The organism is Paenibacillus sp. FSL H8-0168 (genome assembly GCF_038592955.1).
Lineage (GTDB): Bacteria > Bacillota > Bacilli > Paenibacillales > Paenibacillaceae > Paenibacillus > Paenibacillus polymyxa_B.
Genome location: NZ_CP151948.1, coordinates 1,593,719 through 1,616,388 on the forward strand (window position 1 = coordinate 1,593,719; position 22,670 = coordinate 1,616,388).

At 45.8% G+C, this 22,670-nt stretch carries 23 protein-coding genes; 16 read left to right on the forward strand and 7 right to left on the reverse strand.

Annotated features, from left to right (window positions below):
- Window positions 1-50: 50 nt before the first annotated feature.
- Window positions 51-581 carry a YfiT family bacillithiol transferase gene (locus MHI21_RS07390; RefSeq protein WP_165176181.1) on the forward strand — a complete coding sequence of 177 codons (531 nt, stop codon included), beginning with the start codon at window positions 51-53 and terminating at the stop codon, window positions 579-581.
- A gap of 95 nt (window positions 582-676) precedes the next feature.
- Here the strand turns inward: MHI21_RS07390 and MHI21_RS07395 are convergent, their stop codons facing one another.
- The 4 genes from MHI21_RS07395 to MHI21_RS07410 all read right to left on the reverse strand — a co-directional run bounded on the left by MHI21_RS07395 (window position 677) and on the right by MHI21_RS07410 (window position 4,389).
- The gene (locus MHI21_RS07395; RefSeq protein WP_342419735.1) at window positions 677-1,684 is read right to left on the reverse strand and encodes an alpha/beta fold hydrolase; all 1,008 of its coding nucleotides are present in this window, start codon (window positions 1,682-1,684) and stop codon (window positions 677-679) included.
- Between the two features lie 25 nt (window positions 1,685-1,709).
- Window positions 1,710-2,684 (reverse strand): type I phosphomannose isomerase catalytic subunit, encoded by a 975-nt coding sequence (locus MHI21_RS07400; protein ID WP_342419736.1) that lies wholly within the window; start codon window positions 2,682-2,684, stop codon window positions 1,710-1,712.
- Window positions 2,685-2,853: 169 nt separating this feature from the next.
- The gene (locus MHI21_RS07405) at window positions 2,854-3,435 is read right to left on the reverse strand and encodes a class I SAM-dependent methyltransferase (RefSeq protein ID WP_250243996.1); all 582 of its coding nucleotides are present in this window, start codon (window positions 3,433-3,435) and stop codon (window positions 2,854-2,856) included.
- On the reverse strand, window positions 3,436-4,389 hold the full coding sequence (locus tag MHI21_RS07410) for a TIGR01212 family radical SAM protein (protein WP_061829120.1): 954 nt from the start codon (window positions 4,387-4,389) through the stop codon (window positions 3,436-3,438). It abuts the gene before it with no gap.
- A 306-nt stretch (window positions 4,390-4,695) separates the two neighbouring features.
- On the opposite strand from MHI21_RS07410, the gene MHI21_RS07415 reads away from it, so the two are divergent.
- Both MHI21_RS07415 and trmB read left to right on the forward strand, forming a co-directional pair.
- The gene (locus MHI21_RS07415) at window positions 4,696-4,893 is read left to right on the forward strand and encodes a hypothetical protein (RefSeq protein ID WP_013309373.1); all 198 of its coding nucleotides are present in this window, start codon (window positions 4,696-4,698) and stop codon (window positions 4,891-4,893) included.
- Between the two features lie 104 nt (window positions 4,894-4,997).
- Window positions 4,998-5,711 (forward strand): tRNA (guanosine(46)-N7)-methyltransferase TrmB, encoded by a 714-nt coding sequence (trmB, locus tag MHI21_RS07420; RefSeq protein WP_322173845.1) that lies wholly within the window; start codon window positions 4,998-5,000, stop codon window positions 5,709-5,711.
- Window positions 5,712-5,752: 41 nt separating this feature from the next.
- On the opposite strand, the gene MHI21_RS07425 is transcribed toward trmB, so the two are convergent.
- Together MHI21_RS07425 and MHI21_RS07430 are read right to left on the reverse strand one after the other, a co-directional pair.
- Window positions 5,753-6,892, reverse strand: a complete 1,140-nt coding sequence (locus tag MHI21_RS07425; protein WP_196765434.1) for a glycosyltransferase — start codon at window positions 6,890-6,892, stop codon at window positions 5,753-5,755.
- A gap of 45 nt (window positions 6,893-6,937) precedes the next feature.
- Entirely contained in the window at window positions 6,938-7,465 is a 528-nt protein-coding gene (locus tag MHI21_RS07430; RefSeq protein ID WP_341161936.1) for a phosphatase PAP2 family protein, read from the reverse strand.
- Window positions 7,466-8,075: 610 nt separating this feature from the next.
- Between MHI21_RS07430 and MHI21_RS07435 the strand changes: the two genes are divergently transcribed.
- From MHI21_RS07435 to MHI21_RS07475, 9 genes are all read left to right on the forward strand, one after another.
- On the forward strand, window positions 8,076-9,314 hold the full coding sequence (locus tag MHI21_RS07435) for a glycosyltransferase family 2 protein (RefSeq protein ID WP_069291469.1): 1,239 nt from the start codon (window positions 8,076-8,078) through the stop codon (window positions 9,312-9,314).
- 310 nt (window positions 9,315-9,624) lie between these two features.
- The gene (infC, locus tag MHI21_RS07440; RefSeq protein ID WP_013309378.1) at window positions 9,625-10,122 is read left to right on the forward strand and encodes a translation initiation factor IF-3; all 498 of its coding nucleotides are present in this window, start codon (window positions 9,625-9,627) and stop codon (window positions 10,120-10,122) included.
- A gap of 20 nt (window positions 10,123-10,142) precedes the next feature.
- Window positions 10,143-10,343, forward strand: a complete 201-nt coding sequence (gene rpmI / locus MHI21_RS07445) for a 50S ribosomal protein L35 (protein WP_013309379.1) — start codon at window positions 10,143-10,145, stop codon at window positions 10,341-10,343.
- Between the two features lie 52 nt (window positions 10,344-10,395).
- A complete protein-coding gene (gene rplT, locus MHI21_RS07450) occupies window positions 10,396-10,755 on the forward strand; it encodes a 50S ribosomal protein L20 (protein WP_007429517.1) in 360 nt (119 codons plus the stop codon).
- Between the two features lie 379 nt (window positions 10,756-11,134).
- Window positions 11,135-12,172 (forward strand): BMP family protein, encoded by a 1,038-nt coding sequence (locus MHI21_RS07455; protein ID WP_061829124.1) that lies wholly within the window; start codon window positions 11,135-11,137, stop codon window positions 12,170-12,172.
- Window positions 12,173-12,313: 141 nt separating this feature from the next.
- The gene (locus MHI21_RS07460) at window positions 12,314-13,852 is read left to right on the forward strand and encodes an ABC transporter ATP-binding protein (RefSeq protein WP_341161934.1); all 1,539 of its coding nucleotides are present in this window, start codon (window positions 12,314-12,316) and stop codon (window positions 13,850-13,852) included.
- Window positions 13,845-14,924: an ABC transporter permease gene (locus MHI21_RS07465; protein ID WP_039269736.1), complete on the forward strand. Its 1,080-nt coding sequence runs from the start codon at window positions 13,845-13,847 to the stop codon at window positions 14,922-14,924. The genes MHI21_RS07460 and MHI21_RS07465 overlap by 8 nt, the downstream gene beginning before the upstream one ends.
- Window position 14,925: 1 nt before the next feature.
- Window positions 14,926-15,885, forward strand: a complete 960-nt coding sequence (locus MHI21_RS07470; protein WP_010349245.1) for an ABC transporter permease — start codon at window positions 14,926-14,928, stop codon at window positions 15,883-15,885.
- A gap of 261 nt (window positions 15,886-16,146) precedes the next feature.
- Entirely contained in the window at window positions 16,147-16,494 is a 348-nt protein-coding gene (locus tag MHI21_RS07475) for a hypothetical protein (protein ID WP_023987757.1), read from the forward strand.
- A gap of 34 nt (window positions 16,495-16,528) precedes the next feature.
- On the opposite strand, the gene MHI21_RS07480 is transcribed toward MHI21_RS07475, so the two are convergent.
- Window positions 16,529-16,969 (reverse strand): GNAT family N-acetyltransferase, encoded by a 441-nt coding sequence (locus MHI21_RS07480; RefSeq protein ID WP_165176171.1) that lies wholly within the window; start codon window positions 16,967-16,969, stop codon window positions 16,529-16,531.
- A gap of 613 nt (window positions 16,970-17,582) precedes the next feature.
- Here MHI21_RS07480 and ilvB point away from each other — a divergent pair.
- The 4 genes from ilvB to MHI21_RS07500 all read left to right on the forward strand — a co-directional run bounded on the left by ilvB (window position 17,583) and on the right by MHI21_RS07500 (window position 22,637).
- A complete protein-coding gene (ilvB, locus tag MHI21_RS07485; RefSeq protein ID WP_061829126.1) occupies window positions 17,583-19,328 on the forward strand; it encodes a biosynthetic-type acetolactate synthase large subunit in 1,746 nt (581 codons plus the stop codon).
- A 1-nt stretch (window position 19,329) separates the two neighbouring features.
- The gene (ilvN, locus tag MHI21_RS07490; RefSeq protein WP_023987760.1) at window positions 19,330-19,815 is read left to right on the forward strand and encodes an acetolactate synthase small subunit; all 486 of its coding nucleotides are present in this window, start codon (window positions 19,330-19,332) and stop codon (window positions 19,813-19,815) included.
- A gap of 163 nt (window positions 19,816-19,978) precedes the next feature.
- A complete protein-coding gene (ilvC, locus tag MHI21_RS07495; RefSeq protein WP_013309387.1) occupies window positions 19,979-20,971 on the forward strand; it encodes a ketol-acid reductoisomerase in 993 nt (330 codons plus the stop codon).
- A gap of 124 nt (window positions 20,972-21,095) precedes the next feature.
- A complete protein-coding gene (locus tag MHI21_RS07500) occupies window positions 21,096-22,637 on the forward strand; it encodes a 2-isopropylmalate synthase (protein WP_165176169.1) in 1,542 nt (513 codons plus the stop codon).
- The last annotated feature ends 33 nt before the right edge of the window (window positions 22,638-22,670 follow it).

Genomic DNA, 22,670 nt, shown 5'->3' on the forward strand with positions numbered 1-22,670 from the left:
AAGACAACTGACATTACAGGCAGTAGATGTAGAGAAGGGCGGGAACTGTTTTGGACAAAGACTTGCGCTATCCGATAGGATCATTCGTTGTTCCAGATACCATTACAGAAGAACAGCTTATCGCATGGATTCACGACATTGCTGAATTGCCTGCACAGCTGCGTCAGGCGGTCGAAGGACTGAATGAGCAGCAGCTCAATACGCCTTATCGCGAAGGGGGCTGGACGATTCGGCAGGTAGTTCATCATGTGGCAGACAGCCATATGAACAGCTATATCCGTTTTAAGCTGGCACTGACGGAGGATACGCCGACGATCAAGCCATATGATGAGGGGCGTTGGGCCGAAATACCAGACGCCAGGGAGCTTCCACTGGAACCTTCGTTGCAATTGCTGGAAGGACTGCATGAACGGTGGGTGACCGTGTTACGATCGTTGGGAGAGGATCAGCTACACCGAACATTTATTCATCCTGAATCGGGCCAGACGATCCGCCTGGAACGAAACATCGGCATCTATGCCTGGCATGGCAAGCATCACACAGCTCATATTACTTCCCTGAGAGAACGGAATGCATGGTGATTTTTAAAACTATATCCAAATGAATATAAGGGAATAAAAAAGAAACCTTCAATCCCACTTTAATCGTGGTTTTAAAGGTTTCTTTTCTTATTTCCTCACAAGGTTGATGACTTGGGCGAGATTGAATGTCCAGGTGCCTCGGAGTCTCCAGACAATGCGGAAACAGAGATCACCCCTGTGTTAACATGACGGTCGAGCCAGTCCACGATGTCACTCATCACCTCGTCGCGGTTTGTTTCATGAAGCATCTCATGGCGACCGTCAGGATAGAGGCGGTATTCGATGTCCTGAAGCTCTAAGCTTCGATACATTTCCACTAGTGACAACACACCTTTACCGAACAAACCCACTGGATCACGATCCCCGGCAAAAATATAAACTGGCAGTTTGGGATTGATGTGTTTCAGCGAGGAAGGCCAGTGGATTTCTTGCAATAGCCTGAAAAAATCCAGAAAAAAGCCTGTCGTGCATATAGCTCCACATAATGGGTCATGCACGAATTGATCTACTTCCTCAGCATCACGGGACAGCCAGTCGAACGCCGTACGCACCGGACGAAAGGCACGGTTAAAGCCGCCAAAGACCATAGCGTTGAGCAGCATGCTGCGATGATCCATTCCTTGCAACTTGGCTTGCAGTAGAGCAACTTGCTCTCCGAGTTTTAGGAGACCACGTCGTCCGTTGGTCCCCGATAAAATAAACCCGTGATACGTTTGCCGATCATCATACATAATTTTCTGGGTTAAAAAGGAGCCCATGCTGTGACCCAGCAAAAAACGAGACTGATCAGGGAATTCCTTAGCCGCAATTTCGCCTAGCTCCAGCATGCCGTTTGCCATTCGATTAAACGCATTAGCTCCCGGCATACCCAGCTTATCAGGATCACCAGCTGTGCGTCCGTGACCGATATGATCGTTGGCATACACGCCATAACCGCAAGCTGTAAGCTTTTCGGCCAGTCGGATGTAGCGATAGGACGTCTCGCACATACCATGCGAAATTTGAACAATCCCCTTAATGGGCAAATTCTGATCAGGCAGCCAGCGGTAGGCAAAAAGCTCTGTTCCGTCAGTTTCAGCGATGGTGAAGGTGTATTCCCGCATAATTAGACATCACATCCTTTAAGCATTAAGGAAGATAAGATCTAAGTACGGTCATTCCGTCATTCAGCGTGTAATCGCTCAGGTTAGCGGGCAACAGGAAGCAATCTCCAGCTTTACAGGAAAGAGACTCGGTATTATTGTTCCATGTCATGGTCCCACTGCCTTCACAAATCACGAGAATGGTGAAGCTGTCTTCCGTTGTAGAAAGTGCCCAACTTCCATCTACGATACCCTTTTCCACAACAAAATACTCACAGGCTGCCAACTGGAGCCATTTACCAGGCTGTAAGCCGTCCGTTTTCATCGTTGTTGCGCCTGCACCTTCGTAGGAGGTTACATTGAGGGAATCCTCGATATGCAACTCACGAGGCTTGCCGTCCAGTCCGGGGCGATTGTAGTCATATAAGCGATAGGTAGTATCCGAATTTTGCTGGATTTCAGCAACGACAACGCCTGCACACAGTGCATGTACGGTTCCGGCGGGGATGAAGAACGTATCGCCTGCTTCGACTGGAACCTGGCGCAAACTGCCGAGGATATCCCCACTTTCAAGAGCTGTGTGCAGACTCTCGCGGGTTACACCTTCGGTCAGACCATAAATAATCTTGGCATCTGGCTTGGCATCAAGCACGTACCACATTTCAGTTTTTCCTAATTCTCCGGCTGGAAGTCCTGCGTAATCATCTGTCGGGTGTACCTGAACGGATAAGTCATCATTACAATCCAGTAGTTTGATCAAAAGTGGGAATCGTCCGCCTTTTTCCGATACACCCTTGGCCCCGAGCCAATCCTGCCCGTAGGTCTCGCGGATTTCATCCAGTCCTTTGCCTGCCAGCTCACCATTGATAACCGTTGTTGTTCCGTTTGGATGATCGGCAATCATCCATCCTTCCCCGATATGTCCTTCTGGTGGGGTTAGACCAAATTGCTCTAAGGCCCGTCCTCCCCAAACTCTCTCTTTGAACTCAGGTTGAAATTGCAGCGGGTATGGCTTTAGCATAATTTCTCTCCTCCATAATGAGTAATGAGTGCGACCTAACAGAATAGGGAAATCAATAACGTGCCGCTGGGGCAATAAACTGGGATGAATAGCGCCCAAACGAGCTAAAAAAATGATATATGTAAGGCGGCTTAAAAAGTCGCTCATAACCTGAGTTTAAAATCCAACATTATTTCTTCTCAACCGCCACTACGTAAGGCGAAGCGGCTCGTTGTAATTGACGATAAATAATGCTTTGACCGCTGGAGACCGGGAGAGCAGAAGCCCATTGAAGAACGGCATCTGCTTCTTCACTGCCTCCGGCGTGTCCTGGATATAACACGGCAGTCAGAATGCCGCGTGGTCGCAGCAATTGTAAGGCAGCATCAAGTGCGACGAGCGTGCTGTCTGTATGGGTGATGACCGTAGGATCGGCGCCTTCGGAAGGCAAGTAGCCGAGGTTAAACATGACCGCAGCGACTTTGCCATGCAGCATGTCCGGAACGGCCTCCCGCATTTGCTCATGACCTTGTAGCAGTAGCGATACTTCTGCTAATGAAGGAGAAGCGTTTTCTTCCAGTCGACGACGGGCGCAATGCAGTGCTTCTTGTTGGATGTCGAAGCCATAGACACGGCCCCGTTTACCAGCAGCTTTTGCCAGAAACAACGTATCTGCTCCTGTGCCGACGGTGGCGTCTATAGCAGTATCGCCTGGCTGCACCCGCGCAGCCACCAATTGATGAGCGTAGCTCAGGACGGATAGGAAGCCCATTTAAGGTTGCCTCCAGTATTTTCCCTGCCACGTTTCACGTGACTTCAGTTCATGATCAATGGCATTAAGCACTTCCCATTTTTTAAGCGACCACATGGGTCCCATTAGCAAATCGCGTGGGGCATCTCCGGTTAACCGATGAACGATCATTTCGGGAGGTAAAAACTCCAGCGTATCAACTATCAGCTTAACGTATTCGTCCTTTTCCAGAAAGCGTAGCAATCCCGCTTCATACTGCTTGACCATGGGCGTTTTGCGCATGAGATGCAGCAGGTGGATTTTGATGCCCTGCACATCCATAGCGGCTACTGCCCGTCCCGTATCGAGCATCATTTCATGCGTCTCTTGGGGCAGACCATAAATGATGTGGGCGCACACGCGGATATTCCGCTTGCGCAGCTTTTCCACCGCATCCAGATAGCATTGAGTATCATGAGCGCGGTTAATCAGCTCTGAGGTCGATTCATGGACAGTTTGCAGACCCATTTCGACCCATAGGTACGTGCGTTCGTTTAGCTCGGCAAGGTAATCCACTACATCGTCAGGCAGGCAATCAGGACGTGTAGCGATGGACAGACCGACAACACCGGGCTGCTCCAGAATAACTTCGAAGTATTCTCGCAGTTCCTCAACCGGGGCATACGTATTCGTGTAGGCTTGGAAATAGCCAATATATTTGGCGTTTGGCCATTTTAGATGCTGCCGATCCCGAATCGTATTGAACTGGGTGACCAGATCATCACGACGACGCCCGGCAAAATCACCCGATCCGCGTGCGCTACAAAAGGTGCAACCCCCTTTAGCGATGGAGCCATCGCGATTCGGACAGGTAAAACCCGCATCCAGCATGACTTTGAACACTTTATTTTGAAATTGCTCACGCATTTCGTAATTCCAAGTATGGAACCGTTTATCTCCCCACAGGAGAGGAGCAGGCAATAAATCTGTTTTCATGGGTGTACTCCTTTTTTTACGATCACCCTATTGTAACAAAAATCAGTCTTCATTGGGAATCATTTGACCGAACAAGTCAATAAAATGTGCGGATTTTATGGCGTTGCGGATTGAAAAAGGTTACACAATGTGTTATATTGTAAGCGATACCAGACATACAATAAAAGGACTGTTTTCGATCCTGAAGATAAAAGTTATCCGTTGCTAATGATTATTCTTCAGGGAGGCAGCTATGCTGTTTCTATCGCCTGTTTTAGGGTAAGTGCACGTCGGTTCCATCACAAATAACCCGTGAGGTGATCTTTTATGAATGCGCAGGATAAGACGCGTATGGATAAAGTTACTGTTGAGTTAACCTTTGATGAGGCGTTGGCATTGACTGGTGTCCGTTTTGGGCAGGATCGTCAGATTGGAACGACCGCACGTCAAAAAATCAGAGCGGCTTGCCAAAAGACAATTGATTTTTCACCTGCTGATGGGGTAGACTATGAACAATTAAATTAGTTGGACCCCAATCCAAATATATTGAAAAAGGAATTTCATTTCCGTATCTTCAAGCGGGGGTGGAATTCCTTTTTCCTTGATAACAGAGTATATGGAGGAGTAACATGCGTTTACGCGGAAGAAAAGGAATTCGGGAAAGTCTGGAAGAACAGCAGGACCTAGTCATCTTGGAGCCAGCACAGTATAAGGGGAAATGGCAGCAGCTTTTTGGTAATGATCGTCCCATTCATGTAGAGTTCGGTATGGGTAAAGGGCAATTTATAAGCCAAATGAGCTTCCGGAATCCGGAGGTTAATTATATTGGCTTTGATATGTATGATGAGCTGGTTCGCCGTGCAACAGAAAAGTCTCGTCTGGCCTGGAGTAATTCAGAGGTTGATACGCCGCCTAATATCAAATTGGCACTGGCAAACATCGAACAGATCGAAAATGTTTTTGAACCAGGAGAGATTGAACGCATTTATCTGAATTTTAGTGATCCCTGGCCTAAAGCCAAACATGCACGTCGTCGTTTGACGCATCCGCGTTTTTTGGACAAGTACCGTCAGCTTTTGAACAGCAAAGGACAAATTCATTTTAAGACCGATTCGGAGACACTGTTTGAGTTTTCTCTGAATTCGTTTGCCGATAGCGGTTTGCAGATGACGAATATTTCGTTAAACCTTCATCGTGAGGGGATTAACGAGGAGCATGTCATGACGGAATATGAACAAAAGTTTATGGGCAAAGGTATGAATATTCATCGAGTCGAGGTGCTGATCGGCAAAGATGCTTTGGAAGAGTACGAAAAAACACGCCTTGAAAAGTACGGGAAATAAAAACAGATCAAATGGATAAAATAAGACAGGGTGCTTCCTTATTAGGAAAGCACCCTGTTCGGTTCCAGTATATCCAAAATACTCTGTGCGCTCTGAAGAGGATAATATCGCGCTACATTATGGACGTGCTCCTGTCGCTTGCGGACGATTTCTGGAAAATCGTGTAGCAGTCGGTTCATCCATTTAACGACAACATCCAGCGAAGTAATCGGTTCTCCGAAGCCTTGAGCCGTAAAGTATTGACAATTTTCCTCCTCCTGTCCAGGGAGAGGTTTGTGAAACAGCATCGGAATCCCTTTGGCCAATCCCTCGGTACATGTCATTCCGCCGGGTTTGGTGATGAGCAGATTCGATACCTCCATTAATTTGTCGATTTCCCGTGTAAATCCGAAGATATGAATATTTGGATGATTAAACCTGGGATCCAACTGCATTTTACGACGAATTTTATCATTATGCCCCAAACAAAAAATAAATTGAATGTTATCTCTCCACTGAGTAAGCGAACGATGTATGACTTCGTCATTCATAAGTCCCCAGCCGCCACCCATAACGAGTACGGTCGGGATGGGTTTAAGTCCAAATTGTTCTCTAATTTCATCGTGCCCAGGATGTTCCCAAAAATTTGGATGAACGGGAATACCGGTCACCTGGATTTTCGAGACGGATACTCCGCGTGCGCGCAGCTTACGCATGACTTCAGGCGTAGATACAAAGTACCGGTCAACCTCGGGACTAATCCATGTTCCATGTGCATCGTAGTCTGTAATGACAGTACAAAGCGGAACATGTAAGCCTAAGCGCTTCAAACGTGAAATTACCGCGCTTGGGATGGGATGAGTACATACCACCAAATCGGGACGAAGCTGCCGGAGAATGTTTCGGGTCTGCGTGTAGAACAGACGGTGCAAAGCGAGCGTTGTAAGACGGTTTAATGATTTTTTGTACTGATGACGGTAAACCAATCCGACTAGACGAGGCTGCGATACAACAGTCTTCTTGTATGCTGTAATAATAAGCGGGGCCATTCTTGGATTCAAAAAACTCCCCAGCTCCAGCACTCTGGTCTGCACATTCGGAGAAAGCTTCCGCAAACTGCTTGAGAGCGCGTAGGCAGCTTGAGTATGTCCGGCACCGAAACCTTCCGATAATAATAACACTCGTTTTTTAGCCACTCTCATTTCACCTGTTCCTGCTGGGATGTTCTCAATCATACCATATCGGCTTTAAGGCCAGAATGCAACCGTTCCTATTGCTGCAGACGTTCCGATGACCGCTCCTGCGAGTACATCCGTTGGGTAGTGAAGACCCAGATAAATTCGAGAAAAACCAACAATTGTCGCTACAGGCAACAGCAGCAATGTTAGCATCGGTGACTGTAGCATGAAAGGCACGGTAGCTGAAAAAATAGCGGTCGTGTGCCCTGAGGGAAAAGAATGGTCCGACAAGGGGTTGCGGAATGTATTTGTACCTGGTAACGCCAAATACGGGCGAATCCGCGGGTACAGCTTTTTAACGATAGCTACGGGGATGTGACTGACCCCGAGAGCGATGGCTCCCTTCATACCGGTATCTTTCCACGGATTCGGAGCGAGCCACCAAATAAGGAGTGTGGAGGCTATAGTAAAGGTAGCCCCGCCTAAATGTGTGAGATAATAAAGCCAGAAGTTCAAAAAACGGTTGTGTAAGCGTCCGTTGATCCATTTGAACAACTGCTGCTCCAGATTTATAAGTTTTACGACTAAACGTTGCATTTGGTTTCCTCCGGTTGCCGGTTCAGGTCAGTCGGCAATATTTTGAGTCATTTTGACATAATCAGACCATAAGTAATTATTCTCTTGCTCTCATCATATTTTTAAACGCTGTTCATTTCAAGAATCACTAAAGATTCATAACTTACTTGGTTCAATTCTACACAAAAATGTTAATGGAATATAAGCCAAATTGTATAACTTTCTTTGCGTTCATCCGTCTAATAAGATAGAGTGTTTAGAAGTGGTTGCTAATTGGCCCACAAAAAGGAGGGACCAAAGAAATAAAAAGTTAGCAAATGGATGAAAATAAGACCTAAGCGTCATCAATGAGAAGACCAGCGCCGCATTCCCGGTTCAAACGGGAGTTTGTTGTGTTTTTTTGCTGCTGAGACCGGTTTAAGGGCTTTGACAAAAGATTGAAAACCAACGAAAATCGTAATGGCATTCCTGTGTCAGCCAAAAGGGGGCTGCGCACAGCCAATGAAGAAAGCAAGGGTCGGGTCAAAAACTACAGAAAAGGCGCGCAAAGCGCCGCAACTTGCGCTACACAGATAGAAAACAAACAAACGCAAGATTTTAAGGGGTATAAAAAAGGGGGTAACAAGAGATCATGTTAGACGCTATTTTTGTGACGCTCCAGGTCATACTGGCGGTGATCGCAGTCTATCAGTTTGCATTCTCCTTGTTCGGATTGGTTCGCAAGAAAAGGAAAGAGCACGCGGCTCCAGAAAAATCATTTGCCATTTTAGTCGCTGCCCACAATGAAGAACAGGTTGTCGGAGCATTGATGGAAAATTTGAAGCAACTTGATTATCCGAAGGAACTTTACGATGTGTTCGTAATCTGTGATAACTGCACAGATAAGACTGCGGATATTGTTCGCGCTCACGGCATGAATGCTTGTGAACGTACGAATCCAAATCTGCGTGGTAAAGGCTACGCTATTGAGTGGATGCTCAAGGAATTATGGGCTATGCCGCGCCAATATGATGCCATTGTCATGTTTGATGCTGACAATTTGGCGCATACCAATTTCTTGAGTGAAATGAACAATGATCTGTGCACAGGTGCCCGTGTTATTCAGGGGTACATTGATACTAAGAATCCTGAGGATTCTTGGATTACAGCGGCATACGGGGTATCTTATTGGTACATCAACCGTTTGTGGCAGCTGTCACGTCACAATCTGAACATGGCTAATTTCCTCGGTGGTACAGGCATGTGCTTTGAAACAAATCTGCTTAAGGAAATGGGCTGGGGTGCAACAAGTCTCGTAGAGGATTTGGAATTCACCATGCGCTGCACACAACGCAACGTATATCCAAGATTTAATTACGATGCCAAGGTATATGATGAAAAGCCGTTGACATTCAAAGCTTCGTCCAGACAGCGTCTGCGCTGGATGCAAGGTCATTTCACGGTTGCTCGACGTTATTTCTTCCCGTTGCTGTGGCAAAGTATCAAGCATAGAAGCCTGATTAAATTCGATATGGCTCTTTATGGTCTAAACGTGTATATCGTACTGCTCACCTTCTTGATGACAGTAGCTATGTGGATAGATATAGCGTTATTTGGTGGACCTAATATCGAAAATATTTATGTACAATTCCCGGCTTGGACTGGTGTTATAGCTGTGGGTCTGAATATTACTACCTTTGTGATCGCGATGATTTTGGAAAAGGTCACGTTCAAAAAAGTATATCTGTACCTGCTGCTATTCCCGGTATATCTGGTCTCGTGGTATCCGATTACGTTCTATGCGTTCTTTACACAGAACAACAAGCAATGGAGCCATACCCAGCACACGCGTGTCGTTCGCCTGGAAGAGGTTCAGAGCAAGCAAGGTTAATTGGACGATGAAATAGGACTGAAGATCGGTGTCATTCATTTTCTATTAAAGTGTTGACACCTCGATTGCACCGTGATAAGATATTCGAGTATGTTAATTGAAAAGTATGGATTAACAAGTAGAAGGTCCGACTTCTCACCTGCCCGGTATTGCCGGCTGGTCATGATCCAATGATTTGTGAATTGAACTTTCATGATGAATTGAGTATCAGACAGGGATGTCGGCTGTATAGTCGTCATCCCTTTTTTGTGCTTAAACACAATACAACAATAACAGGTTCTGGAGGTGGAGGGTTATTAGTAAGGAACATATGATCAATGATGAGATTCGGGTGAGAGAAGTACGTCTAGTTGGTGCGAATGGGGAACAAATCGGGATTACACCGACGCGTGAAGCTTTGCAAATGGCGATTGACGCAAACTTGGATCTCGTAAACGTGGCGCCTCAAGCGAAGCCGCCCGTGTGTCGGATTATGGATTACGGTAAATTCCGCTATGAGCAACAGAAGAAAGAAAAGGAAGCCCGTAAAAACCAGAAGATCGTTGACATCAAAGAGGTATGGTTCCGTTCCAACATCGAGGAACATGACTACCAAACCAAGTTTCGCAATGTGGTAAAGTTCCTGAATGAAGGGGACAAGGTGAAATGCTCCGTTCGTTTCCGCGGTCGTGAAATTACCCATGCTAATGTGGGTCAAAAAATTCTCGAACGTGTGAAATTGGAAGTTGCTGATCTTTGTACCGTGGAGCGCCAACCCAAGCTCGAAGGACGCAGCATGATTATGATATTGGCTCCAAAGAGTCAATGACAAATTAAGGAGGAAGTTCAATGCCTAAAATGAAAACACATAGCAGCCTTAAAGGCCGCTTCAAAATTACCGGTACTGGTAAAGTAATGCGTTACAAAGCTTACAAAAACCATTTGCTTTCCCACAAATCCAAACGTGCAAAACGCGTTCTGGGTACTAACCCTGAGATGGCACCTGGGGACGTTAAACGTCTGAAACAAGGTCTTGCTAACCTGAAATAGCACTAGCACTGCAATGAATGAAGTATAAACATTATTTGGGAGGTCTATTGATATGGCAAGAGTAAAGGGCGGATTCGTCGTTCGTCGTCGTCATAAAAAAGTATTGAAGCTTGCTAAAGGTTATTTTGGTTCCAAACACCGCATTTTTAAAACAGCTAACGAGCAGGTAATGAAATCGCTTGTTTACGCATACCGTGACCGTCGTCAGACGAAACGTAACTTCCGCAGACTGTGGATCGTGCGTATCAACGCAGCAGCTCGTTTGAACGGTTTGTCTTACAGCAAATTGATGCACGGTCTGAAATTGGCTGGTGTGGACATTAACCGCAAAATCTTGGCTGATCTTGCAGTCAATGATATTAATGCATTCAACTCTTTGGCAACTGTTGCTAAAGGCAAAATCAACGCTTAATTATTAATAATGAAGGCGTGGAAACCGCGAAAGCGGTAAAAAGGTATCCCAAGCAGTACGCTGTGTAGGGATGCCTTTTTTTGTACATACTCAATGTTACGGAAAAGACTTCGTTTTCTCCAAAATACGAATAAATATGACGTGAGATGGAAGAATGTATGTTTTTTTTAACTTTGTAACGCTTACATTGATGAGATTTTAAAAAAAATTGACCCAAGGTTATTAATTGTCTAGATTTTAGCCGATCATAATTGTATAATCTCTAAAGTAAGTCTTCTGTACGATCTGTCTCGTCAGTAAATGACATGCAATGAGCATGTACATGTTCAAAGAAAAGAGACAGTCCAGGGATCTAACACTAAGGGGGAACAGTATCAGCATGAAGAAAATGTTCAGTATGTCTTTGGTTATGCTGCTGGCGATCTCGGTCATTCTCGCAGGCTGCGGTAACAAAAATCAAGGTGCGTCCAACGCAAATGGTGGAGACACAGGTGGTTCTGCCAAAACATCGAATGTCCAAATCGGCATGGTTACAGATGTGGGTGGAGTAAACGACAAATCGTTTAACCAATCTGCTTGGGAGGCACTACAAGCCACTGAGAAAGAATCGGGCGTTAAAGTTAAATACCTGCAAAGTAAATCCGATCAAGATTATATTCCTAACCTGAACCAATTTGTTAAGGGTGATTTTAACCTGACTTGGGGAATCGGTTTTAATCTGGCGAATGCGATTGGACAAGTAGCGAAAGACAACCCAAGCAAGAATTTGGCGATCATTGACAGTGTCGTGGATGCGCCTAACGTAAAATCGGTTGTTTTTGCTGAAAATGAAGGTTCCTTCTTGGTGGGGGTTGTAGCTGGTAAGCTTACCAAAACAAACAAAATTGGTTTTGTGGGTGGACAAGACAGCCCATTGATCAAACGTTTTGAAAAAGGATTCGAAGCAGGAATTAAAGCTGTAAATCCAAATGCAAAATTGGAAGTTAACTACACAGGTGCATTTGATAAGCCGGACCTGGGTAAAGCAGCAGCTGCGACGATCTATAACAGCGGTGCGGATATTATTTTCCATGCAGCTGGCGGATCTGGTACAGGTGTATTTAATGAAGCACTCGCACGTAAGCAACAAGGTCAGCAAGTATGGGTTATTGGCGTAGATAAAGACCAATCACTTGAGTTTGGTGACGACGTAACATTGACTTCGATGGTAAAACGTGTAGATGAAGCTGTAAAACGCGTATCTAAAGAAGTAATTGATGGTAAATTTAAGGGTGGTGTCGAGACACTGGCTCTGAAGGATAATGGTATTGGTTTGGCAGACACATCAACGAAAAACGTACCTAAAGACGTGCTTGATCTTGTAGAACAATACAAGCAAAAAATTATTAAGGGCGAAATTACAGTTCCTTCGAAATAAGTTTTGGCTTGAAGAACATAGAAGTAGCGACAAGGCTGGTTCATAAGACTAGCCTTGTTCTTACGTCTGGAGTTATATGGATTATAACGGGCAAAATCAGCTCATTGGAGCACATACTATAAAGTGTATAAGGGTGATCTCATGGATGCAGCGACCCCCGTCGTTGAGTTAAAGCAAATTACAAAACGATTCCCCGGCATCGTTGCCAACGACTCCATCAGCATCAAGCTGCATAAGGGAGAAATTCATGCCCTTTTGGGTGAGAATGGCGCGGGTAAATCTACGCTTATGAATATTCTTTTCGGACTGTATCAGCCGGATGAAGGGACAATTGAAATCGGAGGTAAACCCGTACAGATTGATAGTCCAAATAAGGCGATTGATCTGGGGATTGGCATGGTGCATCAGCATTTTAAACTCGTACAGCCGTTTACCGTTACCGAAAATATTGTCCTGGGCTCGGAGCCACGTAAGGGTCTGAAAATCAATTATAAAAAGGCTGCCGCAGAAGTACAGCGGCTGTCTGAGCAGTACGGTCTTCAGGTAAATCCGAATGCCAAAATTGAGGATATATCTGTTGGTATGCAGCAACGTGTAGAAATTATCAAAACGCTCTATCGCGGTGCAGATATTCTGATTTTCGATGAGCCTACAGCTGTGCTGACACCGCAGGAGATCACTGAGTTGCTGGATATTATGAAGCGCTTGGTCGCTGAAGGCAAATCAATTATTCTTATTACTCATAAACTTAAAGAAATCATGCAAATTGCAGATACGGTTACGATCATTCGCCGAGGTCAGGTTATTGATACGGTCAAGACGTCTGAAACAACACCAAATGAGCTGGCTGAGAAAATGGTGGGCCGTCGTGTGTCCTTTAAAGTGGACAAGCAGCTTGCGCAACCAGGACAAACGGTACTGGAAATGAACAATGTAATTTCTAAAAACAAGGATGGCATTAATGTTCTAAATGAGTTGAACCTTCAGGTCAAGGCGGGCGAGATTTTGGGGATTGCCGGAGTAGATGGAAATGGACAGAGTGAGCTGATTGAAGCTTTGACAGGCTTACGCAAGGTGGATGACGGAAGCATCCGTTTGCTCGGACAAGAGGTGGCCAATCAGCCACCACGCAAAATTTCAGAGGCAGGCGTTTCACATATACCGGAGGACCGTCATAAGCATGGGTTGGTGCTCGATTTTTCTATGAGTGAAAATATGGTGCTGGAGACGTATTACCAGGCGCCTTACAGTAAAAATGGCTTCTTGAACAAAGATGCTATAGAGAAACAGGCCAAAAGTCTTATCGAAAAGTTTGATGTAAGGACACCGGATATTCACACGAAGGCAAGAGCATTATCTGGTGGGAACCAGCAGAAGGCTATCATTGCGCGTGAAATTGATAAAAATCCAGACCTTCTCATTGCAGCACAGCCTACACGCGGTCTGGATGTCGGAGCTATTGAATTTGTCCAGAAACAACTGATTGCCCAGCGGGACCAAGGTAAAGCTGTGTTGCTCATATCTTTTGAACTGGATGAGATTATGAATGTATCCGACCGAATTGCTGTCATCTATGAGGGCAAGATTGTCGGGGAAGTGCTGCCAGAAGAAACGAATGACCAGGAACTGGGACTGATGATGGCAGGAAGTGCAGTGAAGAAAGGAGTAGAGAATGGCTAATCTATTGAAAATATTCACAAAAGACTCCTTTGTACTGGCGCTGGTCTCTATTATTTTGGGTCTCCTTCTGGGTGCTATTGTGATGCTGATTGGCGGGTATGACCCTATTGTGGCCTATTCTGCTTTGTTTAGCCGTGTATACGGAGATTCTTATAACTTTGGAGAGGCTATCCGTGAGATGACTCCGCTGGTTTTAACGGGGCTGGCATTTGCTTTTGCGGCCCGCGCCGGATTGTTTAATATTGGCGGCGAAGGTCAGTTTCTGGTAGGTATGACAGCTGCTTCGATTGTGGGCATTAAACTCCATGGGTTGCCAGCTATCATACATGCACCGCTAGCTGTGATTGCAGGTGCAGTTTTCGGAGGCTTGTGGGCTGCGATTGCTGGCTATTTGAAGGCCAAACGAGGCGTGAATGAAGTTATTACATGTATTATGATGAACTGGATTGGTCTGTATTTGGCTAATTTGGTGATCAATCAGTTCGCACTTATGGATGGTGAAAATCGTTCTGTGGATATTCAGCCTTCTGCTTCAATTTCCATCGAATGGCTGTCCCAGATGATGGGGAATGCTCGGGTACATTGGGGTACAGTTATTGCAGTGCTGGCGGCAGTCTTTTTCTACATTTTCATGTGGAAAACAAAGCAAGGCTATGAGCTTCGGGCTGTCGGATTTAATCAGGATGCATCCCGCTATGCAGGTATGAATGTAAATCGTAATATCATAAAAGCGATGTTCATTAGTGGAGTTTTTGCCGGATTGGCAGGTGCCTTTGAAGTGCTAGGAGTATTCCATTATCAATCTGTCATGGCAGGATCACCGGGAACCGGCTTTGACGGTATCGCTGTAGCTCTGATTGGGATGAATAACCCATTCGGTGTGCTGCTCGGTTCTGTTTTGTTCGGAACGCTTACGTATGGTTCTGCGGGGATGAGCTTTAGCGCAGATGTACCGCCCGAAATTATCCGGGTTGTTATTGGCTCGATTATTTTCTTCATTGCGGCCCAAGGTATTGTACGTTGGGTTGTGAAGCCGCTCTACTCCAAGCGGAAGAAAGAGAAGGTGTTGTAGAATGAGTTGGTTAACACTTGGTGAATTAATCCATACAACGCTCGTTTTTGCGACGGCGATTATTTTTGCGTCTCTCGGCGGAGTTTTTTCAGAAAAATCCGGTGTAACGAACCTCGGGTTGGAAGGACTTATGGTATTTGGAGCGTTTGCAGCGGGTGTTGGCGGATTTTATGCCGAGCAAGCTGGACTAGGAGGCACCTCTGCGGCTTGGGTAGGTGTGCTGTCAGCTGCGGTGTTCGGTATTCTGGTTTCGCTAATTCATGCTGTGGCCTCTATTACGTTTAAAGCCGATCAGGTAATAAGTGGTATAGTTATCAACTTTTTGGCAGCGGGTAGTACACTGTACATGGTCAAGCTTTTATTTGAGGGTGATGGTGACACGGGTCGGATTCAGGGTTTCAACGAAATATCCATCCCTTACCTTGTGGATATCCCGATTGCAGGAAAAGCCTTTTTCCAAGCCTATCCAACGACATATCTAGCCATTCTATTGGTTATTATTGGATATTTCACCTTGTATAAAACACCGTTTGGCTTGCGTTTGCGTTCCGTTGGGGAGCATCCAGGAGCGGCCGATACAGTGGGTATTAAAGTAAATCGTCTTCGGTATATTGGTGTTATGATCAGTGGGGCGTTGGCTGGGATTGGTGGGGCTACAATCACTCTGACTACAACCAATATGTTCTCGCACAATACAGTTTCGGGTCAGGGATATATTGCTATTGCCGCTATGATTTTCGGTAAGTGGAATCCGCTCGGCGCTTTTGGCGCAGCAGTGTTTTTTGGTTTTTCACAAGCCATTCGCAACTATGTGCAGCTGTTCGCATGGTCCCAAAGTATTCCCCAGGAAATTATTTTTATGTTGCCATATCTCTTGACGATTATTGTACTGGTAGCGGCTGTCGGACGTTCGCGTGCTCCGGCCGCTTTGGGTCAACTTTATGATCCAAGCAAGCGTTAAAACTTATAAATAGCTGATGTGTATGTTTTGAAAATGTACATTGGTGTATAAAAAATCTGGTATCTGCATGTGCAGGTACCAGATTTTTTTATATTGTGCAGGCATTTAAACATACGCCACTGGCATGAATGGAATAGACTGTGCTATGCAGATTGGACGGGACGCTCGGCCCCTGTCAGCTCCGGTCTATTTTGTGGTGGTGATGAGCTATCAAGGAGCCGTTCAATCTGTCCATCCGTTGAGAAAGAAGGAGGAAATACGATGAAACAGGCAGTAACCAGAAAGCAGGTGGAGAAGCTTGTTGGCAAAGTCATCTTTGCTACTCGCAAGGATGGTTCCCAGGTCAGCGGCAAGCTGATTCGCATTTCGGGTAACCGACTGGTTCTTCAACCAAACCGCAAGAAAAAAGTAAACACGAAGGCGATTATTCCTCTGGTGCTGTTTGACTTGCTTGCCATCGGCACAGCTCCATACATTGGTGCCTATGGTGGGGGATATGGTGGCTACGGTCCAGGTTATGGAGGACCAGGATATGGTCCGCAGCCAGGCCCGTATACAGACGGGGGGTACCCCGGAGTAGGATATCCGTATTACCCTAATTTATTTTAGTCATACAAAATCTTGAGCTCGAAAAAGATACTTTTTACAGTGACTTTTCGAGTTCGTGGCATCGGCTCAGAGCTACGTAGCGCAGCATTTGATATTGATGACGTAGATAAAAATGGATCCCCCTGATATTGTCTTCGTCCACCATAACTTTAGCCCGCTTGCAGCGACGCAGTCGTCCGTAGTGTTCGGCATGCTCCAGCAGTTTTTTTCCGTATCGCATACCTTGATGAGCCGAAGAGATTGCGATCAAATCAATGTATAATAGTTCGCCATGCAGCATAACATGAATGAAGCCAACAACCTGTGCATTATCCGGTCTGCAAGCTACAAAAGTGATGCCCCGGTTTAAGCGCCGGGGTAATTCTTTGCGTATTTGTTCCATTTCTGGGGCACTTAAATGCGATAGGGGGACAAGCTCTTGCTCGATGAGACGAAAGATGATGCTGTCATCTTGATAGCTTCGTTTTCGAATCATAAACGGGCCTCCTTTTCTACCCTTTTAACAAGATAAGACGTGGCTTTGGAGGAGTGCACTGTCTCACCGTGTGGTCTTTTTTATAATATGCGGGTACCTCTTACAAGCGTGCGACTCTGAGGTGCTTCAGAAAAGAAACATAAATTTTTATGAATTATGGGTATTGACTATCCCAGATGAGAGACATATAATGTGTCTAAACATTTGAAAGAATGACATGAACTCAACGGCAATGAAGAGGACGAAGTGATTAGGGCTCTTTTGTTCAGAGAGTGAGGCATTAGCTGCAAGCTTCACCAAAATCCCTTTTTAACGAGCTCACCTTGGAGCTGTTTTCCTGAAAAGTATTTGGGCCCGATGATATTAACGGTGCGCTGAATCACCTATTAGGGAAAATCGTACGGTCTACGTTACAGACGCCAGATATGGAGATCCTTTGTGATTTCTGTACCTGCCAAGGTTCGATATTGCGAAATATCGGGCAAACACGGGTGGTACCACGGAAGCTACAGCCTTTCGTCCCTCAGTAACAGCAAGTCTGTTCTAGGGATGAAAGGTTTTTTTGTTTTTACAAATGTCAGATGTATGTAAATTTTGTAAAGGAGGATGACCAATGAGTGCACAAATTCCTGAAGTTAGGTCAACCAATGAATTACGTGAAAAGTGGATGAAGCCTGAAGTGATTACAGGTTCGGAAATTTTACTCCGTAGCCTGTTGCTGGAGGGAGTAGATTGTGTCTTCGGATATCCTGGTGGTGCAGTGCTTTATATCTATGATGCCATGTATGGCTTTAAGGATTTCAAGCATGTCCTCACTCGTCACGAGCAAGGAGCTATTCATGCGGCAGATGGTTATGCACGGGCGAGCGGTAAAGTGGGTGTCTGTATCGCCACTTCCGGACCTGGAGCGACAAATCTGGTAACTGGTATTGCGACGGCTTTTATGGATTCGGTGCCGTTAGTGGTCATCACGGGTAACGTTATATCTTCCCTGATCGGTACGGATGCTTTCCAGGAAGCCGATATCACGGGAATTACAATGCCGATTACGAAGCACAGCTATCTGGTAAGAGATGTGGAGGATCTGCCGCGAATCATCCATGAGGCATTTCATATTGCCAACACAGGGCGCAAGGGACCGGTGCTGATTGATATTCCGAAGGATATTTCTGCAGCCCAGACGTTGTTTGTTCCACAAACGGAACCTGTGACCATGCGGGGTTATAACCCGAAAGTGATACCCAACAAAATTCAACTAGACAAGCTAACTCAAGCTATTTCCGAAGCAGAACGTCCATTCATTCTGGCAGGTGGAGGAGTTGTATACTCCGGTGGACATGAAGCACTTTACGAGTTTGTTCGTAAAACGGAAATTCCTATTACGACAACATTGCTCGGATTGGGTGGTTTCCCAAGTGGACATGAACTGTGGACGGGGATGCCGGGGATGCATGGAACATACACCTCCAATCAAGCGATTCAACAGTCAGATCTGTTGATCTGTATCGGAGCCCGCTTCGATGATCGGGTAACAGGCAAGTTGGATGGGTTTGCTCCTCAAGCTAAAATCGTCCACATTGATATCGACCCTGCTGAAATTGGAAAAAATGTTGCAGCGGATATTCCTATCGTGGGTGACGTGAAGGCAGTGCTGGAATTGCTGAATCAGGATGTGAAACGTGCGGATCGAGCTGATGCATGGAGAGCGCAAATTCAGCATTGGAAGAAAGAGAAACCTTATTCATATAAGGATTCTGAAACGGTGCTTAAACCACAATGGGTTGTTGAGCTGTTGGATGAAACGACCAAGGGCGGCGCAATCGTAACGACGGACGTGGGACAGCATCAAATGTGGGCAGCGCAGTATTACAAATTCAATCAGCCACGTTCATGGGTCACCTCTGGTGGACTCGGTACGATGGGATTTGGTTTCCCTTCTGCAATCGGTGCTCAGATGGCCAATCCCGACAGATTGGTAATATCGATTAACGGGGACGGCGGTATGCAGATGTGTTCGCAGGAATTAGCCATCTGTGCAATCAATAACATTCCGGTTAAAATCGTAATTATCAACAACCAGGTTCTTGGAATGGTTCGTCAATGGCAGGAATTGATCTATAACAATCGGTATAGTCACATTGACCTGGCTGGAAGTCCGGATTTTGTGAAACTTGCCGAAGCATACGGAGTCAAAGGACTGCGTGCTACGAATAAGGAAGAGGCACGTCGGGCTTGGCAGGAGGCGCTTGATACACCCGGACCGGTCGTTGTCGAGTTTGTAGTCAGCAAGGAAGAGAATGTATATCCGATGGTGACGCAAGGTTCGACAATTGATCAAATGCTGATGGGGGACGAGTAAAATGACAACAAAAAATACCATTGCTGTACTGGTAAATGATCAACCCGGCGTTTTGCAACGTGTGTCCGGCCTGTTCGGTCGCCGAGGCTTTAACATTGAGAGCATAACGGTGGGACAATCGGAAGAAGTTGGATTATCCCGTATGGTCATTGTGACTGTAGGGGATGAGAACAACTTGGAGCAGATTGAAAAGCAGCTTTACAAGCTGGTTGATGTGATCAAGGTCATCGATCTCAGTTCCAAGCCGATGGTAGCTCGGGAATTGGCGATGATAAAGGTAAAGGCAGAACCGCCTCAGCGGCCAGAGATCATGGGTGTGGTAGAAACATTCAGAGCAGCTGTAATTGATGTTGGAACGACGAGCTTGATCGTACAGGTCATTGGCGATACAGAAAAAATTGATGCCATGATCGAGTTGTTGAAGCCTTACGGTATTCGGGAGTTGACTCGAACCGGGGTTACAGCTATGATACGTGGCAATGCTTAATATGGAGCTTTAACGAATTACCGCTTATAGCGCATTACATCAATAAAGAACCGCCCGCATAAGAGCGGGGGCTCGAAGAGATTTTTAGATACTGAGCACGAGGGAAAGTCTCTTGGGGTACCCGCTCATTATGAAGGGTCCAATTAAAAGGAGGAAATTAACCATGGCAGTTACAACGTACTACGAAAAAGATGCAGAACTCAGCGTATTGAAAGGAAAGACAGTGGCCGTTATTGGTTACGGTAGCCAAGGACATGCTCAAGCACAAAACTTGCGTGACAGTGGTGTGAATGTTGTTATTGGTTTGCGTGAAGGCAAATCAGCTGATGTCGCAAGAAACGACGGTTTTGAAGTTCTGAACGTAGCTGATGCAACAAGCCGTGCAGATGTGGTTCAAATTTTGTTACCTGATGAAACTCAAGCTTCTGTGTACAAAAATGAAATTGAACCTAACCTGAAAAAAGGCGCAGCTCTTTTGTTCTCCCATGGTTTCAACGTTCATTTTGGACAAATCGTAGCTCCTAAAGATAGCGATGTATTGCTGGTTGCTCCAAAATCCCCAGGACATATGGTACGTCGTACCTATGTAGAAGGGTTTGGAGTACCGGGGTTGATCGCAATTGAGCAGGATGCAACGGGTCAAGCCAAAGAAATCGGTCTTGCATACGCAAAAGGCATTGGCTGTACACGTGCGGGCGTAATTGAAACCTCCTTCCGTGAAGAAACGGAGACGGATCTGTTCGGTGAGCAGGCGGTATTGTGTGGCGGCGTGAGCGCACTCGTAAAAGCGGGCTTTGAAACATTGACTGAAGCAGGTTATGCTCCTGAGATGGCATACTTTGAATGCTTGCATGAGCTTAAGCTGATCGTTGACTTGATGTATGAAGGTGGATTGGCAACGATGCGTGATTCCATCAGTAATACAGCGGAATATGGCGATTATGTAACTGGACCACGCGTGGTAACGGAAGATACGAAGAAAGCCATGAAGGATGTATTGACTGACATTCAACAAGGTAAATTTGCTCGTGACTTCATCCTTGAAAATCAATCTGGACGTGCATTCCTGACGGCTACTCGTCGTAATGAAGCTAACCATCCGATTGAAGTGGTGGGCGGACAATTGCGTGAAATGATGCATTGGATTAAAAAGTAATAATCTTTTGTACTATGAACTCGACAACATGAATTATTTATAAATATTAATTACAATGCGGCCCTGCTTATTGCGTGAGCCGCATTGTAATTTAAGGGTCCTAATCCTGAGGAGGTGCGTTAGGTTGCGCAAAATATATATATTTGACACAACGTTGAGAGACGGAGAACAGTCACCTGGCGTGAACTTGAATACTCGTGAGAAAGTGGAGATCGCTCATCAGTTGGAGAAGCTGGGAATCGATCGTATGGAGGCTGGGTTCCCGGCTGCTTCTCCGGGTGATCTGGCGGCTGTTAATGCAGTAGCAAAAGCTGTGAAAAATTCGACGGTTATTGGTCTTTCGCGTGCAAGGGAACAGGATATTGATGCGGTTCGCGAGGCACTCAAGGGAGCTCAGGACCCGTGTATCCATATCTTCTTGGCAACTTCTCCTATTCACCGTCAGCATAAGCTGCGGATGGAGAAGGCACAGGTATTGGAAACTGCTCGTGCTGCCATACGCTATGGGTTGAAATATTTGCCTAAAGTGGAGTTTTCTTTGGAGGATGCAGGTCGTACAGAGCTTGATTTTGTGGTTGAAATGGTTACCATGGCTGTACAAGAAGGGGCTTCTGTCGTCAACATTCCAGATACGGTAGGTTACTTGACACCCTACGAGTATGGAAATATATTCAAACACATTAAGGAAAATGTGGTCGATGTGGAGAAGATTCAATTGAGTGCACATTGCCACAATGACCTGGGAATGGCTACTGCTAATACACTCGCTGCCATCCTGAACGGTGCGGATCAGATCGAGGGAACCATTAACGGTATTGGTGAACGCGCTGGAAACACGGCCATTGAGGAAATCGCCATGGCACTGGAGACGAGACAGGAATTTTTCCAGGCCAAAACATCTCTGCAATTGTCTGAAATTGCGCGCACGAGCCGTTTGGTTAGCCGTTTGACGGGGATGGTAGTGCCGGGCAACAAGGCGATTGTTGGAGCCAATGCTTTTGCGCACGAATCAGGTATTCATCAGGACGGCATGCTGAAAGAGAAAACGACCTATGAAATCATGACACCAGAAAGTATCGGTCTAAAAGAAAGCAAGCTGGTACTCGGTAAGCACTCAGGTCGTCATGCTTTCCGTGAGCGTTTGATCGAGTTGGGCTACGAATTGAGTGAAGAAGATCTGAATCGCGCTTTTGGGCAGTTCAAGGACTTGGCTGATAAGAAAAAGGAAGTTTCGGACGATGATATTTTGGCATTGCTGGAAGAAAAATTGGCCGATGCACCTGAAGTCTTCAAGCTGGAAACCATTTTTGTTACCTACGGGAACAAGGCTACGCCTTCCGCACAAGTACGTCTGGTTAACGATGAAGGTCAGGTTATCGAGACAGAAGCTGAAGGAAATGGTTCAGTCGATGCGATCTACAATGCGATTGACCAAGCCAGCAGCGAAAGCGTTGTACTTTCAGATTACTCCATCAAGTCAGTTACCCATGGTAAGGACGCCCTGGGTGAAGTCCATGTAGTGCTGACGCAAAACGGACTGTCTGTGCAGGGACGCGGGGTAAGTACCGATATTCTGGAAGCAAGTGCTCGGGCTTACGTAGATGCGCTAAATGGTTTGATCGACAAGCGTAAAAATTACAGTAATCGCGTAGATTATAAATCTTAATTTTATGCAGACTTAAGAGTTGGATATATACAG